Raw genomic sequence first — 17,686 nt, 5'->3', positions numbered from 1 at the left:
ATTTGTTCGCCCGCAAACCCACTCGTAACACTGACTCAAGTATGACGAAGGAAGTGAAGAAATGGAAGTCAGTGATCACAAAACTGATTTACCAACGGCTGCCCCGAAACAGCGGCGCCGGGCGCGTTTCAGTCTGGAAAAGGCAACCCCTTATCTGGCGATTGCGCCGTTCTACCTGCTATTTCTCGTGTTTGGCCTCTTTCCCATTTTATTCTCTGGCTATTTGGCCTTAAGTAAGTGGGATGGGATCGGTCAGATTCAATTTACTGGCTGGACCAATCTGCAACGGTTGGCTCAAGATACGGATTTTTGGCTCTCGTTGAAGAACACGGTGCTGATCTGGGCTTTGGGGACGTTCCCCATGTTGTTCTTGGCACTGGTGCTGGCGTTTATGTTGAGTTTGAAAATGTTTAAGCACAAAGAAACGCTGAAAGCCTTATTATTTCTACCGAATATTACCTCGGTGGTGGCCATCACGATTCTGTTCGGGTTGATTTTCTCTAACTTGGACGGTTTGGCCAATGGGTTGCTCCATTTGGTCGGCTTGAAGTCGATCAATTGGTTGACCAGTCCCAATTGGGTCCGGGTGGTGATTGCGTCGGTCAATATTTGGCAATACACCGGCTATAATATGATCATTTACCTGACGGGGATCGCGCGGATCTCCAAGGATTACAACGAGGCCGCGCAAATGGATGGCGCCAATAATCGGCAGATATTCTGGAAGATCACGGTGCCCCAATTGAAACCGATCATTCTGTTCACGGTGATGATGTCGACCATTGGCGGGCTACAAGTTTTCTCTGAGGCGCAAGTGCTGGTTCCGTCTGGCGCGACGCCGCAGGGTGGGGCGATGACGATCGTTTACTATCTGTACAACACTGCCTTCACCAACCATCAGTTCGGCTATGGTTCGACAATTGCTTGGGGCTTAGTGGCCTTGATCGTCCTTTTCTCGGCCCTGAACTGGTACATTACGACTAAACGGATCCAGGGGGTCAAGTAGAAAAATGACACGAATCATGCATGGTAGTATCCGGCTTTTTGTCGGAATCGCGGTTTTACTGTCACTCTTTCCATTCTATTGGATGCTGGTGATGGCCAGTAAGCAAAATAGCGAGATCTATCGCACGCCGCCGAGTTTAATGATCGGCAATCAGCTCTGGCACAATATTCAAGCGGTGATCGCGCAAACCAGCTTCTTTCACGCCTTATTCAACACCTTGTTTATCGCGATTACGTCAACGGTGTTGGTGTTATTCTTCGATTCTTTAGCGGGCTTCGCGTTCGCTAAACTTCACTTTCGCGGGCAGGCCTTTCTCTTCGCCTTTCTCTTGGGAACCATGATGATTCCAGGGCAATTGAACATTATCCCCTCATTTTATTTGATGGATAAACTGGGTTGGGTCGGCTCCTACAAAGCGCTGATCATTCCTGGGATGGCCAATGCCTTCGGGATCTTCTGGATCAAACAGTATTGTACCGATACGATTCCCGACAGTCTGTTGGAAGCCGCGAAATTGGATGGGTGTTCGACTTTTCGCATCTACTGGTCGATTGCCTTACCGATCATGCGGCCAGCGTTGGCGTTTCTGGCGCTGTTTTCCTTCATGGGGTCGTGGAATGACTACATGTGGCCGCTGATTATTTTGAATGATGAAGCTAAATACACCTTGATGTTGGCGCTGACTCAATTGAAAGGCATTTATAGCGTCAATTATCCTTTGGTGATCACCGGGACTTTGTTGGCCACCTTGCCACTATTAGTTTTATTCATCTTTTTCAGTAAGCAATTGATTTCCGGAATTACCGATGGCGCCGTCAAGGAATAGAGGTAGGCTTAATGGTAGCATTAGCCAAACAATTAATTGATCGAACCCTCGATCAATTTGGAAAAATTTTATTCACCGCTTTACTCATTATGGGTGGATTTGTTACAATAGTAGGCAGTGGTCTAGGCCTGATATTGGCTCGAAACTACGCTCAGGCACGGTCTGATTGGTGGACCAGTGTTTGGCGGCGCCCAGTTCTCAAGCGTGTTGGCGCATGGACTGGCTTGAGTTGGCTTTGGTTGCTGATCTGTGTCATGAATTGGCTGTTATGGCCGCATTTAACTGGATTAGGGGGCACCGTGCATTTAGGCGCCACGTTAGCGTTGACCTGGGTCGGGGGACTCTGGTTGCTCTGGTCCGGGTTTCGACTGGATCAGCAGTTATCGGCGACTTGGCGACGTTGGACACAGGCCACTTTTCAAGAAATGCTGCGCTTGGGGATCGCGTTAACGGGGATTTTGTTCGTAGATATTTGTTGTGTGATCACGATCTGCCTGTGGCCCGCAACAGCGCTTGTCATCGTTGGTTTGGTCTTTACATGGCAACAACGCTGCTTGCGGCGCTTGGCACGGCGGGTCGAATAGAAATTGGGGGAACGACATGAGTAAAATGACGCTGGCGGCACAACCGAAATTGACCCAACGTGAGATTGATCTGTTAAATCAGTTACTGCATCAGGAAACACCCGTGACCTTGGTCCAGATCGGCGCGGAAATGTCCTTATCAGAGCATCAGATCCGGTATGCCCTCTCAAAAATCAATCATTTTCTGTCCCAGCATAGTCTGCGCTGGGTTACTTTGGACCGGGATCGCTTGACCTTGCCACAACCACAAGAAACGCAAAAGGCCTTGGCGTATTTCGTTTCCCATACCACACCAGCGCAGTTTCGTTATTCGCAAACGCAAATGCAACGCTTTATTCTGTTAAAGTTGTTGCTAAGTGAGCAGCCGTTGAGCACCAATTATTTCATGGCGGCCTTGTATCGTTCGCGCACCACCGTGGTCAAGACATTGACTGAGGTGCGGGCGATCTGCGCCGGATTGGGTTTGGAGATGGAACACGTCAAACGCTCAGGCTATCTGGTCAATGGTCCCAAATTCAAAAAATTGGTGGTCTTCTTGCGGCTGTTGATGAGCACCATCAATATTCGGGAAATTTATAGTTTCTATTATCGGGATAATATCTATTCGAAAATGGGGGAGTTGGTGCTGTTCAACGTTTTCGAATTGGACCAACTTTTGACGGCGTTGCAGAAAACCATGGTGTATACCAAAGATACCACGGGCATCGATGACACCGACTTCTTCTTGTTGACAATCTTGAACTACAAGCTGGCGGAAATGTCCAGCACCTCGCGCCTGGCTGATCAGCAGGAGGTCTTGCCCTTAGCAGAATTAGCGGAGCAGATCTTCGCCAACGGTCGCCAAGGCGATCTTGCCATGGAGCGGACATTGACGGAGCAGTTGAATCACCATGTTGAAGATGCCTTGGGCTTAGAGGAACCGTTTACGGCGGCTTTTAGCAATGTTTTGAGTCACCATTTGCGGCGGGTGCTGTTCCGGGAAGAAAATGAATTGCCACCTGTGGTACCGCCCAGCGAGTTCATGCCTGGGGACCAGAAACATTTGCGGCAGATCGTCGCGGCCGGGATCACGAAATTCGATATTCCTTGTTTCAGCTCGACGGATATCGACTTGGTTACCGCTTTTTACGCCAGCGAACTAGAAAAGCAAAAGCCGCAAAGTTGGCAACCACCGCGGATCTTGGTGGTTTGTGTTGAAGGACCAGCCTTGGCCCATATTTTGCGCAATCAGTTATCTCGCTTGATGCCTAGCGATCAAATCGACTTGGCGGCGGTTTATGAGGTGACGGAAAGCAAATTGCAAAGCTATGACCTGATCATTAGCACGGTGAAACTTCCCAGCGCTGATCAGGAAAAGGTTTTGTTGCTGAAACCGCCCTTTAGCACCGATTTATTACCGGCGGTCCAGCAGCGTCTGGCGACCATGGTCCGTTCTTGCGTGATCACCGATGACGCGCAATTCACCGCGGTTACGGCGGCGGTGCGGGCGACCACCTTATCGTTGGATGAACAAAAGGAACTAGAACGACAACTACGCGGGATTCTGACCGTGGGTTGATGACTCAGGGGGAAATGGTCAAATTCGACCGAAAAAAGCGACGCAACCCAAGGATAACGCGGGTTGCGCCGCTTTTTTGTTGTCGGCAATTATTTGCTGTTTCAATTTTTTGTTGCATCCAGCTTCTTGTAATCTGCAATTATTATTGAAGGCACCTCATTGTTGTGCTCGGCGTTTTATTGTTGATCGAGGACTTCGCTGGTGACAGCGGCCAATTGACTGACTAGCGCTTCACCACTAGCCTCTGACTCGTTTTGGTCGGTGAGAATCGCGATCGTATAGTCGAAGCCGGAATCAGTGGTCACGTGGCCAATACTGTTGATCATGGTATTGCCTTCATCGGTCAACCAGCCGTTCTTTAGTTCCCAACTGGCGCTACCGCTGGAGACACCCCAGTTTTGTTCGGCGCTGACTTGACCCATCAACTCTCGCAAATAGGCTTGCGACGTGCTGGTCAAGTAAGTCCCTTCATAGAAAATCGCGTTCAATAACTTGAGTTGGTCGGTAGCGGTGGTCTGAGTGATCCCCCAAGCGGTTTGATTGACCTGGGAGCTAGGCATGTTCAGATCCGCAAAGATCTGATTCAAAGCACCGTAACTTCCCAAGACGTTCAACAGGAAATAGGTGGCCGCATCGTTAGAACTATTTTCAATCATTTCCACGGCTTGATTCTGCTGGGTCGAACTTAACGTTGTCCCTTTTTGCGCCATTTCGTGCAAGACCTGGGCCAAAATTGACACTTTGACAATACTGGCAGTGGCGAAGGTTCCTTGACTTGCATCGTTGGTCAAATGGATGATTTGTTTGGTGGTGGGCAGATAAACGGCGATGTCCACGCGACTATCCTGGTCGGCCAGAAGTGTTTGCCATTTAGCCGTGAGTTCCTCAGTGATCGTGGCCGCAGTGCCAGTTGCCTTAGTGCTGGCCTTTTCGGCGGCTTCCTGGGCTTGGGCGAGGACCTGTTTTTGTGTTTTGGCCGCAGCCTTGCTGCTTTTGGCAGCTGAATCGACCGCAGTAACAGCGGTGGAACTAGCCGCTTGTTCTGTGGTAGCTTGCGAAAGATTGGCGCTGACGCCGATTCCAATGACGATCAAGGCGCAGCCTAAAAGAATCAGAAGAATGGTCCGTTGACGTTTCAAATGAATTGCTCCTTATGGAACTCTAATTTAAATATTTCTTAAGTCTAAAACTAGTATAGACAATCTTCGTGAATAAGCCAATGGAATTTTATGAATTTCATATGAATTAAATACATTTTATTTGTTTGGCGCTGGTTGTGGTGCATTTCGCAGATAAAAGTAGGTTGGCCGCAGCTTGCGCTGCGAAATTCGGGGTGAGATCGCTGTGGGCGTCACTTTGAGCTTCGCAAAATCCGCGAATCTCAAAACTGAGCCTTATTCTAAGCGGCAAAGCCGCTAAGAATAACGACACGGCGATCTCACCCCGAATTTCTCCGCTCCAGCCGCTCAACGTTATAACAGTCGTTTGAGCACTCACGCCGACTGACAAGTTATGGCCAATTGATGAAGAACCACGCATTTGACGACCGTGGTTAGTGGTTACAAGATTTAAATTGGTGACACCAGTACAGTCTGTCTGATGAACTGAGGCAAATTCTTGTTGAATCAACTGGATCGGTCAGTTTACAACCCGAACCCACTTAGGAAAGTGCGATAAAATTGTCGGCTCTATCTGAAATGTACCAACGAACTAATCCGAATCTGTTGGTATTGCCGTACCACAAAAAAATGGGCGATTGTTTTGCCCTCAATCTTGCAAAAGCGCTTTGTCAGATACGCAACTTCGATTGCAGATAAGCTCAATTCTGCCGAGCAACCGCCTCAGGACGTGTGGCTCACCGCGTTCCAGCCACGACAAACGTCCTGAGGCGGTTGCGTCCCCACTCAAACCCAGCACAACTGCAATTAAGCGAAAAGGCATGAATAGGAGCCGGTTGTGCTTACGCGCAACACCCACCCACATCTGCAATCAGGCGCCGTCTTATCGACAACTTTCTTTTCCTTAAAACAGGTTTGTAGGAACTATGCTTTCGAGGCATGGTCGACCGAGAAAAGAAGTATAGACCAGGTCAGGTTGATTTGTGGTATGCTGGACTTGTTTATTATTAGTTAGTCACCAACTGGTTAAGGTTGTTAGCCCCGTGTGACCACGGTTTGGAGTGAAACTGGTTCTTTCAGAACGGTTTTGAGTGCTGGACCGTTAATCAGGTCACTGCAGGTGGACCAGCTGGGCACCGTTACGGTCAAATTGACCCACTTTTCTTTTGCCGGTGCGGGTCTTGGTGGCGTGTTTTAGAAGGGATTAAATATGCAAACAATCAAGCAACAATATTTAACTGGCGAACGGGCGCTTTTTCAAGGGCATGATTTGACCATCACCGATTCTGTTTTCGTTGATGGGGAATCGCCTTTGAAGGAAAGTCGTGATCTGGTTCTGGCAGATGATACTTTTGAATGGAAATATCTGCTTTGGTATAGTCAGCATGTTGAGGGTCATGATGTGACCTTTCTGGAGATGGCTCGCTCGGGTATTTGGTACACCAAGGATATCAGCTTGCGGGACAGCCTGTTTCAGGCGCCCAAGAATTTCCGCCGGAGTTCTGGGATCAAGTTGACGCGGGTGGACTTGACCCACGCCGATGAAACCTTATGGCATTGCCAGGATGTCACGCTGGATCAGGTGACGGTCAATGGCGATTATTTCGGGATGGATAGTCAGCGGATTCGCGCCGACCATTTGGCGGTAACCGGAAATTATCTGTTTGATGGCGCCCAAGATGTGGTGGTGGACCACGCGCGGTTGATTGCTAAGGACGCGTTTTGGAATTGCGACAATGTGGTGATCAAGAATTCAACGATCGTTGGTGAGTATTTCGGCTGGAATTCGCGGAATGTGACCCTGATCAACTGCACTATCGAGAGCCATCAAGGGTTCTGTTACATGGAAAATCTGACCTTGGAGAATTGTCGGCTGCGGAACACGGATCTGGCTTTTGAATATTCAACGGTCAACGCCACGATCGCCAGCAAGATCAATAGCGTCAAAAATCCGCTTGGAGGCAGGATCCAGGCGCAAGCCATTGAACAGATCATTTTCGATGATTCCCAAGTTGATTCCAGCAAAACGCACATTATCACGGATCAAACTAAGGAGGCGTTATCAGATGCCATTTAACTTCGATCAAGCGCCGCAACGGCAAGGAACGAACTCGGTCAAGTGGGACGTGGCGCCAGGCGAATTGCCAATGTGGGTCGCCGATATGGATTTCGCGGTGGCGCCGGTCATCAAACAAGCGCTACAACAGCGGTTGGATCAGGATACCTTTGGCTACAATGAGATTCCGGCAAGCTTCGGCGAATCAATTGCGCGCTGGTGGCAACAGCGGCATCAATTGACGTTGGCGCCGGAGTGGGTGTTGTTTTCTACCGGCGTGATTCCGAGTATTTCTTCAACCGTACGAAAGTTGACCCATCCCGGCGATAATGTGGTGGTGCTGTCCCCGGTCTACAATATTTTCTACAACTCGATCCGCAACAATCAGCGGACGATTTTGACCAGCGAATTGCGCTATCAAGCTGGCGACTATGAAATTGATTTCGCCGACTTAGAAGCGAAATTAGCTCAGGCCAATACGTCTTTGCTGATTTTCTGCAACCCGCACAATCCGATTGGCAAGGTGTGGGATCGCGCGACGTTGAAGCGGGTCGGCGAGTTGTGCTTGCGTTATCAGGTGGTTATCTTAAGTGATGAGATCCATTGCGATTTGACCCATCCTGGTCATTCTTATGTGCCCATGTTGAGTTTGACCCCGGAAATCGCCGCCAATACAATCATGTGTGTTTCGGCGACAAAAGCTTTCAATATTGCCGGGATCCAAACTTCGGCGCTCGTGATTCCTGATCCGCGGTTGCGCCAATTAGTTGACCGCCAAATCAATACGGATGAGGTGGCCGAGCCGAATACTTTCGCGATCCAAGCTGCGGAGGCCGCGTTTAACCACGGTGGTCCTTGGCTAGATAGTTTGAATCAGTATTTGGCGGGGAATCGCCAATTATTGACTGATTTCATCCGGCGCGAGCTGCCCCAAGTGCGCCTGATTGCCAGTGAGGCGACTTATTTGGCCTGGCTGGATTGTCAGGATGTCTGTGCTGATTCCACCGATTTGGCCAGCTTTATTCGGCAAGAAACCGGACTGTTTCTCACGGCCGGTGATGTTTATGGCGGCAATGGTCATCAGTTCTTGCGTTGGAATTACGCCTGTCCCCGGGCTCGGCTGCAAGATGGCCTTGAGCGGTTTGCCCAAGCGATCCACGCGTATCCGGATCACCAGTAAATCGACGCATGTCAGGATCAACGCTAAGAATCGTTTGGTCGGTAAAAATTGGTTGGTAAAAATCGGTCGAGGAAAAATCGTTTGGTAAACATTGTTTGGCAAAAACCATTCGGTAAAGATCATCCGGCGTGGACTGTTCCCGGTGTCCGCGGTACTGGTTGCCGATATTCGCAGTGAGCATCTGTCATCGTGTTTTGAAATTCGCGGTTTTGTGATGGTGGACTATGCTATAATACTTATGTTGATTTGGCCGAGCCGCGGCCAGGGTGCGCCGAGTCAGGTGGCAGCTGGCGCCGTGACTTGTGGCTGAAAAATCCAGTCAAGGATGGAGAAATATATGAAACGTGTCATTACTTATGGAACTTTCGACCTGCTGCACTGGGGTCATGTGCGCTTATTGAAGCGGGCCAAGGAATTGGGGGATTATCTGATCGTTGGGTTGTCCACCGATGAATTCAATGAGTTTCAGAAGCATAAAGAGGCTTACACCAGTTATGAACATCGGAAAATGGTGCTGGAAGCGATTCGCTACGTGGATGAAGTTATTCCAGAATCCGGATGGAATCAGAAGGTGCAAGACGTGCAGGACCGCGATATCGACGTTTTCGTGATGGGCGACGATTGGCGGGGCAAGTTCGATTTCCTCAAGGATTACTGTGAAGTGGTCTATTTGCCGCGAACGGAAGGTATTTCCACCACTAAAATCAAAGATGATCTTAAATAAGTAGTCTCCGCTCAGCCCGCGTTTTCGGCGGGTTGAGGTAGCGGCTACTAGACCTGTTGTCGTGAGACACAGGTCTTTTTTTGTAATGAGCGCTGCGACCCAGCTCCCTGCGCATAGCTACGGCAGGCTTCCGGAGGTCAAACACGCTTTTTTAAGACACTCATTGGGTGAAGGTGGACTGCTTTGGTTAATTCATCCAGAACTTGTCTTGGTTTATCTGGTAAACTATTCTGGGGTCACCAATTCAAAACTTGTAACCACTAACCACGGTCGTCAATTGCGTGGCGCCCATCAATTGGCCATAGCTTGCCAGCTGGCGTGTGTGCTCAAACGGCTGTTAAAACGTTGAGCGGCTGGAGCGGAGAAATTCGGGGTGAGATCGCCGTGTCGTTATTCTTAGCGGCTTTGCCGCTTAGAATAAGGCTCAGCTTTGAGATTCGCGCACTTTGCGAAGCTCAAAGTGACGCCCACAGCGAGCTCACCCCGAATTTCGCAGCGCAAGCTGCGGCCAACCTACTTTTGCTAGGTTAATGCTCAAAGTCAACCTGTTGCGTTTCGCCCTCTGTTTTTTGTGGGGATTTGCTTGTTTGAAATGCCGCATCTTCACTTAATCTTCAGAAGCTTTTCATACAAAAAGGTTTGTTTCACCATCCAATAACGGCTATGCTAAGTGAATAGAGGATCATTGGTATGAGAAAGTAGGGACGGCTCATGGAATATCAAACGCTGAATAACGGATTACAGATACCCAAACTGGGATTAGGAGTTTTCCAAATCTGGAACCCCCAAGAATGCCAGGAAATCGTTGAGCAGGCGTTGGCTTGTGGTTATCGCGCAATCGACACGGCCGCGGTGTATTATAATGAGGCTGCGGTGGGTCAAGCGTTGCGAACCAGTGGGGTGCCGCGCAAGGAGATCACTTTGACCAGTAAGTTGTGGCTGACCGATGCTAGTTACGAGGGGGCGAAGCGGGCCTTCGCGCGGTCAACGGAGCGCTTGGGCACCGATTATTTGGATGTTTTTTTGATCCATCAACCTTATGGCGATTATTTTGGCGCTTGGCGGGCGATGGGAGAGCTTTATCAAACCGGCCAGGTGAAGGCGATCGGCGTGTCGAATTTCTCCGCCGGTCGCTTGACCGACTTGATCCTCGCCGCGAAAATCCCCCCGGCGATCAATCAAATCGAACTGCATCCTTATCGACAAGCCCATTTGCAGCGGCAGGCCGGGGAATTAGCGGATGTGATCACCGAAGCGTGGAGTCCATTTCACCAGGGCCGCGACGGGATCTTCCAAGATTTAGTCTTGCATAAGATCGCGGCCGCGCATCAGAAAACCGTGGCTCAAGTTATTTTGCGCTGGCAAACGCAACAAGGTCTGATCACGATTCCGAAATCGGTTCATTTGGAACGGATGCAGGAAAACTTAGCGATTTTCGACTTTCGATTGTCGTCGGCGGAAATGGCCGCGATCGCGGAGCTGGATCAAGTGCCGGATAGCAATGGTCCAGATGAATCCACAGAATTGGTGCAACGTCTTCACCAGATCAATCCCGACCAGCCCCGGACGGATTAAACCCGCAATGGCCGAGCGGGGCGGGTGCTGGCAGCGACAAACGATTTTCCCGCCGCACTGTTCCTACCGCATTGGGTGGCAACAAAGTTAGTAAAGGAAGGCTGAGCCATGGGAACCACACAATTTAAGGAGATTTTGGTGACGGGCGGCGTTGGTTTTGTTGGCGCCAACTTCGTCCATTATTTGGTGGCCACGCAACCGGACGTTCATGTGACGGTTTTGGACAAGTTAACGTACGCTGGTCATCGCGCTAATTTAGCCGATTTGCCGGCCGCGCGTGTGCGGTTGGTGGTCGGTGATATTTGTGACGCCGTTTTGGTCGACCAATTGGTGGCAGGGGCTGATGCGGTGGTCAATTATGCCGCGGAGAGTCACAATGATCGTTCACTGTTGGCACCAGCGCCTTTCATCAAAACGAATGTTGAGGGCACTTACACCCTTTTGGAAGCCTGTCGCAAATATCAGGTACGTTTCCACCAAATTTCCACGGATGAAGTCTATGGCGATTTGCCCTTGGTGACCGCGGCGGAGCAGAAAACGGCGCCTAAATTCACGCCGGAGTCCCCATACCGCCCCAGTAGTCCCTACGCTGCCTCCAAGGCCAGCGCCGACTTACTGGTCCAGTCCTGGGTCCATTCTTTCGGCTTACCCGCGACCATTTCTAATTGTTCTAATAATTTCGGTCCCTATCAACATATTGAAAAATTCATTCCGCGCCAAGTTACCAATATTCTGGCCGGTCGGCGCCCAAAATTATACGGTTCGGGGCGCAACGTTCGCGATTGGATCGCGACTTCCGATCATTCGCGGGCAGTTTGGACGATTTTGACCCAAGGACGGCTGGGTCAGGTCTATTTGATTGGCGCAAATCAAGAATTGGATAACCTAACAGTGTTACGCATGATCTTGCGGGAAATGGGACAGCCAGAGGACGCCTTTGATTGGGTCGCTGACCGGCCCGGACATGATCGTCGTTACGCAATCGATGCGACTAAGCTCCAGCAAGAGTTGGGGTGGCGGCCGCTTGCTGGCGACTTTGCTAGTAATTTACGGACGACGATTGCGTGGTATCAGGACCATCAGGACTGGTGGCACAATCAAAAGGCTGCGGTGGAGGCGGCTTACGCGCGACAGGGACAATGAGTTGACGCCGCCGTGCTAGAAAAAGTATGATGCTCGCAGCTTGCGCTACGCGTGGCGTTGGTGGTTGGCAGACGTGGTGGGGCTCCAGGTCGGGCTGGGGGTGGTGGAACGCGGCGGGCACGACTTGAAGCTTTTCGGAAAACCGCCGAAAATCTTCAAGCTCGGCCTTATTGTAGGCGATAAATCGCCAACAATAATATCGCGGCTGACTCACCCCCAGCCCGACCTTCCGCCAGACGAACAAGCGAACCACCAACACCCAGAGTGTGAACCGAACTGGTCAGCTTCTGAGCATTAGCCTAGCAACTATTTTGGAGGCCGGTCTATGCCTCCAGAATAGTTGCGTAGCTAAGCGGAAGAAGCTAGGTCGGCGAACACGTTTCAATGATATCCACGGCTTGCGCTGCGAAATTCGGGGTGAGCTCGCTGTGGGCGCTGTTTTGAGCCAATCCGCAAAGTGCGCGGCTTGTCTCAAAATCAGGCCTTGTCCTAAGCGGCAGAGCCGCCAAGGACAATTTCACAGCGATCTCACCCCGAATTTCTCCGCTCCAGCCGCTCAACGTTTTAACAGACGTTTGAGCACTCACGCCGACCGGTAAGCTATCGTCAAGTGATGGAGAGCCACGGAATTGACGGCCGTGGTTAGTGGTTACCAGCTTTAAATTGGTGACACCAGTGCAGTCTGTCAGATGAACCAACGCAAGTTCTTGATGAATCAGCTGAATCGGTCGGCTTCCACCCAAGGATTGTCTACGGAGCAGGTAAAGATGTTCAACCAACGCAAACTGTATCAACCGACTAAACCGAATCGGTTGGCATTGCCATACCACCCTAAAACTGAGCAATCGTTTGACCTCTAGCTCGCAAAACCACTTCGTCAGATACCCAACTTCGATTGCAGATAAGCTCAATTCTGCCTAGCAACCGGCTGGAACTGCGCGGCTCAGTGGTGAAATTGTCCTTGGCGGCTTTGCCGCTTAGGACAAGGCTCGATTTGAAGCCAAGCCGCGCACTTGGCGGATTGGCTTCAAACGAGCCCACCACGTTCGAAACAGAGTGCGAACCGACCCGGGTAGCTCCTGAGCATTAGCCTAGCAATTGTTTTGGAAGCCGCACTTTGCTTCCAGAACAATTGCGTAGCTAAGCGCCGGGAGCTGGGTCGGTGAGCACGTTTCCAGTCCGCAACAGCAGTCCCAGCCGGTTGCGCTCACGCGCAACACCCAACACACCTGCCATCAGGCGATAACTTTGGAGTAAATTTTTTTGCTCGATGCCAGCACATCAAGAAGTGCACATCTCACCAAATCATAGGATTCGGCCCTTGTCTAGACGAGAAATTTAAGGGCTATTTTTTTCGTTCTTTTTCTGAACCTGACCATTCTTTTCTTGATCTACCGCGCTTTGTCGCCTCTCGGTCCGCTTTTTAGATGACTGAGAGGCGTTTTTTGCTGGGGTGATGGTAAGCATTGGCGCGGACTTTTGCCGGTAAAGTTTATATAATGCATTTGGAAATATGTTTAAACAACTTTATTTGCTTCTGGGTCCCGATTCGGGGGAGGATGTGGTCACAGTGACAACAAAAAAGACGTGTTTGCACCGACGCGAGCGGGGGTTCGCGGTGTCTTTGGTGGGAATGGCAACCTTGATCGTATTAGGCGAGCCACCTCATGCGGCGCAGGCGGAAACAGTGGCGGTGGCAGAGGCACCAACAACTGCCGCCACGCCGGCAGGATCAATCCCGGCCGTGGCTGGGGGAACGAGCCAATTAATCGAACAATTGGCGCAACCGGCCGAAGCACCAGCGGCGCCAACAGCGCTGGCACAGATTCAAGCGCAACAGCAGCAACTGGCGGGATTGGCGCAGGGAACGACGGCGTTAGCGGCGCCTACCACTGGTGTTGCCGCCGCAACGGCGCAAAGTGATTTTCAATGGTCAGTAAATGAGGGGACTGGTGGCGCGACCTTGACTGGCGTTAATGGCAATTCTCAGTTAGGTGCGGTAGTAATACCCGACACGGTCACATTGGACGGCAAAACATATCCCGTGACAGCTATTGGTGTCGGGGCTTTTCAAAGTCAAGAATCGTTAACTGCGGTTACCTTTGGCGCTAACTTGCAAAACATTGGCGCGAATGCCTTTATTTACGATGCGCAGCTGGCCAGTATAGACTTTAGTCAGGCGACCCAATTGACCACGATTGGTGCCCATGCTTTTCAATCAGATGGAAGTTTGACCAGTGTTGATTTACCACAGAATTTGACTGATCTAGGGGAGGGTGCCTTTGAGTACAGTGGGGTAACGAAGGTCAGCTTGCCTGCAAGCTTGACTAATTTAGCAGCTGAAACCTTTACCAGCTGTACCAAATTGACTCAGGTGACCATTGCGCCAGACTCAAAACTGCAGACGATTGGCGCTAGCGCCTTTGCGTATACTGCGGCCCTAACTGGCTTTGATTTGCCTGAAGCGGTTCAGGAGATTGGGGCCCAGGCCTTTGCTGGGTCGGGCTTGGAGAGTTTTACAATTCCGACCGCAACGCAATTGACCACGATCAGCGCTGGCGCTTTTATGTATGACGATCATTTGGTGAGCTTCACTTTTCCCGATACGCTGACCACGATTGGCGAGCAAGCCTTTCTGGGGGCCAGCAGTATTCCTCACGCTAGTTTTGGCCCGAATTTGACTACAATCGGGGCCCAAGCCTTTCTGTATGACCAAGGCCTGGCTAGCGCTGATTTCAATCGCGCCACCGCCTTGACCGCGATCGGTGCGCAAGCTTTTGAATATTGTGGGTTGACCGGCGCGTTGAATCTGCCGCAAAATTTGATTACGATCGCTGACGGTGCTTTTGCCGGCAATCATATCACGGCGATCGGTTTTCCAACGGCACTGAAAACCATTGGTGCTAGTGCTTTCGCCTATAACGTGATTCCCGGAACCTTACGTGTACCCGCTTCAGTGACGGCGATCGGCGCGGACGGGTTCTTGGGCAATCAATTGGAGGCCGTTATCCTGGATGGCACGCAGGTTGATCTGGGCAATGATGTGTTCACCTATAACCGAATCACCACAATTCATGGGCAAACGATTGTCAATGAGGATGTCATTGGCCGGCAAAATATGGCGACGATTTTCACCGACCCGGCGCACGTGGCCATTGGTGATTTCTTCAGTCTGGCTTACGATGGGCGCTCTGGGATCGAACAGGATCTGAGCATTAGCGATTTGACAAACGGTGTCACCTATCACAATGGTCAGTTCATTGTCCCCACGGGCACGACTGATTTCTATTTTGACTGGGATCTACCGCAAAATGGCACCACGATTTATAGTGGTCACTATCATGTAGTCTTGAGCAATCCCGAGATCAAAGCCGTCGATTCGACGGTGCTGATGGGGACCTCCTGGAATTCGGCGGATAATTTCTTAAGCGCGGTCTTGGATGACGGGCATGTATTGACCTTGCCCGATTTAACGGTCAGCGTTCAGGACCCGCAAGGCAACCCGGTTTCCACCGTTGATCCTACCAAAGTTGGTGCCTACAAAGTTACCTATTCTTATGGCAATTACGCGACAACGGTGACCGTGACCGTGGAGAAACGGCCGGGCAGTTACACCTTGACCGGCAGCAGTAGGGTTGTCTATTCTGGGCAAAAGCAAGCAGTCGGTTCCCCAGATAACTACCAAGTGCTCCTCTCTAATGGCACGAAGTACACGTTGAAGTCTGGAGATCTGGACCTAACAGCTGGAACCATGGCGATGAATGTGGGCCAGTATCCAGTCGCACTGAGCAGCCAAGGAATTACGAATATCCAGTGTTTTAATACGGAAAATGCCTACTACGACTGGACCCAGGCGGCCAATAGTCAGGCCAATTTGACCGTCACTCCAGCGGCAGTCACCATCACCGCTAATGATGCGGCGAAATTCACTGGTGATCAGGATCCCGACTTGACGGCCACGGTCGATAATCCTGCCGCAGCAACGGGCGGCACGCCGGTGACGTATCAATTGGAGCGGACCGCTGGCGAAACGGTCGGCGTATATCCAATCAACGTGACAGCCGCCGCTAGCGCCAATCCTAATTACACGATTAGCACAACTTCCGGCACGCTGACCATCAAGGCCAGCCAGCAAAGTATCTCCGCCTCACCATTCACAATGACAGTTGGTGATCCCGCGCCAACAGTCGCCGATTTCCAGGCTCAGGCCACCGACAAAAACGGTGACGCCAGCGCGTTAAGCTTAGATCTGGGTAACTGCGATCTGAAGACCCCAGGCACATATCAAGTCACCCTTCATAGCGCCGATGGTCAGAGTAAAGAGGTGACCTTGACAATCTTGCCGAACTTGGCCACCTTGACTGGCGCTGATTTCACCACTTACCTCAATCACCCCTTGCCAACATTAGCCGATCTGCAAGCAAAAGCCACCGACAAAAACGGCCAGGAGTTAGCGGTGAGTGCTGATTTCAGCCAGGTCAAAATGGATCAACTAGGCGACTATCAAGTGATTTTGTCAACGGCCACCGGGCTCCAGAAAACGGTCGTCGTCCATGTCGTGGCCAGTCAAGCCCAGATCAGTGGAAATGATTTCACCATGTATGTTGGCCAAACCGAACCTACTGTCGCCGACTTCAAGGGCGCGGCCCAAGACGATAGCGGTGCCAATCTCGACGTCACCGCTGATTTCAGTCAGGTGGTTTGGCAATCGCCTGGCGATTATCCTGTGACCCTTCATGCAGGCGCCAATCTGAGCAAGGTCGTTACTTTGCATCTTTTAGCCAGCCAGAAGGATATTCACGGGCAAAACTTCACCATGTATCTTGGCGATGATCAACCGACCGTCAAGGACTTCCAAGCCGTTGCGCAAGATGCCGCCGGCCATGATTTGCAGGTAACGGCGGCCGTCGATCAAGTCGATTTCCAAAAACCTGGGAAATATCCAGTCAAGCTGACCGCCAGTGACGGTCAGACCCTGACGGTGACGTTGACCATCTTAGCGAATCAGCAAAGCTTGACTGCCAACGATACGAGTATGTATGTTGGCGACCCATTGCCAACCGTTACGAACTTTGAAGCGCAGGCCACCGATAAAACTGGGCAAACAATTGGTGTCGAAGCTGATTTAAGTCAAGTGAATGATCAGGTTCCTGGCAAGTATCCTGTCATTTTGACCGCGGTGGATGGCCAGAAGAAGACAGTCTATCTCACGGTCAAGCCAGATCTAGCCAGCCTCACCGCTAAAAATTTCGCCATGTTTATTGGTGATCCGACACCGACCGTGGCCAACTTCAAGGCGGTGGCGACAGATCGGGACGGTCAACCAGAAACAGTCTATCTGGATTTGCGGGAAGCAGATTTGACGATGCCAGGCAAGTATCCGGTAACGTTAACGACCGCGTCTGGTGAGCAAGTTATCGTGAAATTAACCGTCATTGCGAAGTATCATCAGCCTGAAGAACCCGATAATCCAGAAAACCCCGAGAATCCGGAGAATCCTGAAAAACCGGTGAATCCGGACAACCCCGAGAATCCGGAAAATCCAGAGAAACCAGTTACTCCGGAGAATCCGAGTAAACCTGAAAATCCCGGGAAACCAACGTCACCAGCTAAACCGACCCAACCAACCGCGCCAAACAAACCAAGTCAACCAGTCGTGCCACAACAACCAGGTAGTGGTCACCAAACTGGTGCGACCAATAAACCAACGATCAATCTTGGTAGCCAGATGCCGCTGAACCAGAATAAACTCCCACAAGCTAACGAACAGCGGCACATTTGGCCGGTGATCCTCGGCGGTTTGGTGTTAGGCCTGGTGACTTTGGGAAGTTGGTTTGACAAGTTTCGACATCATGGCACCCACACTCCGCCTAGGAATCAGGGTAAATAGGAACCACGCTTCACGCGACTCAGCAA

The 17,686-nt window shown here is 50.9% G+C and carries 15 protein-coding genes; 11 read left to right on the top strand and 4 right to left on the bottom strand.

The features are described from left to right. Window positions 1-61: 61 nt before the first annotated feature. The 4 genes from EKM94_RS01335 to EKM94_RS01320 all read left to right on the top strand — a co-directional run bounded on the left by EKM94_RS01335 (window position 62) and on the right by EKM94_RS01320 (window position 3,974). Window positions 62-1,006 carry a carbohydrate ABC transporter permease gene (locus EKM94_RS01335; RefSeq protein WP_191987486.1) on the top strand — a complete coding sequence of 315 codons (945 nt, stop codon included), beginning with the start codon at window positions 62-64 and terminating at the stop codon, window positions 1,004-1,006. A 4-nt stretch (window positions 1,007-1,010) separates the two neighbouring features. After that, entirely contained in the window at window positions 1,011-1,832 is an 822-nt protein-coding gene (locus EKM94_RS01330) for a carbohydrate ABC transporter permease (RefSeq protein WP_191987485.1), read from the top strand. A 224-nt stretch (window positions 1,833-2,056) separates the two neighbouring features. Next, on the top strand, window positions 2,057-2,416 hold the full coding sequence (locus EKM94_RS01325) for a hypothetical protein (protein ID WP_125596325.1): 360 nt from the start codon (window positions 2,057-2,059) through the stop codon (window positions 2,414-2,416). 16 nt (window positions 2,417-2,432) lie between these two features. Then, the gene (locus EKM94_RS01320) at window positions 2,433-3,974 is read left to right on the top strand and encodes a BglG family transcription antiterminator (protein WP_125596322.1); all 1,542 of its coding nucleotides are present in this window, start codon (window positions 2,433-2,435) and stop codon (window positions 3,972-3,974) included. A 176-nt stretch (window positions 3,975-4,150) separates the two neighbouring features. On the opposite strand, the gene EKM94_RS01315 is transcribed toward EKM94_RS01320, so the two are convergent. Together EKM94_RS01315 and EKM94_RS01310 are read right to left on the bottom strand one after the other, a co-directional pair. Next, complete coding sequence (locus EKM94_RS01315; RefSeq protein WP_125596319.1) at window positions 4,151-5,113, bottom strand: serine hydrolase; 963 nt, start codon at window positions 5,111-5,113, stop codon at window positions 4,151-4,153. 106 nt (window positions 5,114-5,219) lie between these two features. Further along, a complete protein-coding gene (locus EKM94_RS01310; RefSeq protein ID WP_125596316.1) occupies window positions 5,220-5,603 on the bottom strand; it encodes a hypothetical protein in 384 nt (127 codons plus the stop codon). A 699-nt stretch (window positions 5,604-6,302) separates the two neighbouring features. On the opposite strand from EKM94_RS01310, the gene EKM94_RS01305 reads away from it, so the two are divergent. From EKM94_RS01305 to rfbB, 6 genes are all read left to right on the top strand, one after another. Further along, complete coding sequence (locus EKM94_RS01305; RefSeq protein WP_125596313.1) at window positions 6,303-7,169, top strand: DUF3737 family protein; 867 nt, start codon at window positions 6,303-6,305, stop codon at window positions 7,167-7,169. After that, on the top strand, window positions 7,159-8,328 hold the full coding sequence (locus EKM94_RS01300) for a MalY/PatB family protein (protein ID WP_125596310.1): 1,170 nt from the start codon (window positions 7,159-7,161) through the stop codon (window positions 8,326-8,328). Before EKM94_RS01305 ends, EKM94_RS01300 begins: the two co-directional genes overlap by 11 nt. A 337-nt stretch (window positions 8,329-8,665) precedes the next feature. After that, window positions 8,666-9,052, top strand: a complete 387-nt coding sequence (tagD, locus tag EKM94_RS01295; RefSeq protein WP_125596307.1) for a glycerol-3-phosphate cytidylyltransferase — start codon at window positions 8,666-8,668, stop codon at window positions 9,050-9,052. A 306-nt stretch (window positions 9,053-9,358) separates the two neighbouring features. Then, window positions 9,359-9,583: a hypothetical protein gene (locus EKM94_RS01290; RefSeq protein ID WP_125596304.1), complete on the top strand. Its 225-nt coding sequence runs from the start codon at window positions 9,359-9,361 to the stop codon at window positions 9,581-9,583. A gap of 180 nt (window positions 9,584-9,763) precedes the next feature. After that, window positions 9,764-10,627 carry an aldo/keto reductase gene (locus EKM94_RS01285; protein WP_125596301.1) on the top strand — a complete coding sequence of 288 codons (864 nt, stop codon included), beginning with the start codon at window positions 9,764-9,766 and terminating at the stop codon, window positions 10,625-10,627. Window positions 10,628-10,735: 108 nt separating this feature from the next. Next, window positions 10,736-11,770 (top strand): dTDP-glucose 4,6-dehydratase, encoded by a 1,035-nt coding sequence (rfbB, locus tag EKM94_RS01280; protein WP_125596298.1) that lies wholly within the window; start codon window positions 10,736-10,738, stop codon window positions 11,768-11,770. Between the two features lie 362 nt (window positions 11,771-12,132). Here the strand turns inward: rfbB and EKM94_RS01275 are convergent, their stop codons facing one another. Further along, a complete protein-coding gene (locus tag EKM94_RS01275; protein WP_125596295.1) occupies window positions 12,133-12,513 on the bottom strand; it encodes a hypothetical protein in 381 nt (126 codons plus the stop codon). A gap of 88 nt (window positions 12,514-12,601) precedes the next feature. Beyond that, a complete protein-coding gene (locus EKM94_RS01270) occupies window positions 12,602-12,811 on the bottom strand; it encodes a hypothetical protein (protein ID WP_125596292.1) in 210 nt (69 codons plus the stop codon). Between the two features lie 529 nt (window positions 12,812-13,340). Here EKM94_RS01270 and EKM94_RS01265 point away from each other — a divergent pair. Further along, window positions 13,341-17,660 (top strand): leucine-rich repeat protein, encoded by a 4,320-nt coding sequence (locus tag EKM94_RS01265; RefSeq protein ID WP_164511044.1) that lies wholly within the window; start codon window positions 13,341-13,343, stop codon window positions 17,658-17,660. Window positions 17,661-17,686: the final 26 nt, after the last annotated feature.

This window comes from Lapidilactobacillus achengensis, from assembly GCF_003946655.1.
Classification (GTDB): Bacteria; Bacillota; Bacilli; order Lactobacillales; family Lactobacillaceae; genus Lapidilactobacillus; species Lapidilactobacillus achengensis.
The sequence above is the reverse complement of the archived record's forward strand: the minus strand, read 5'-3'. Positions and strand labels throughout refer to the sequence as shown.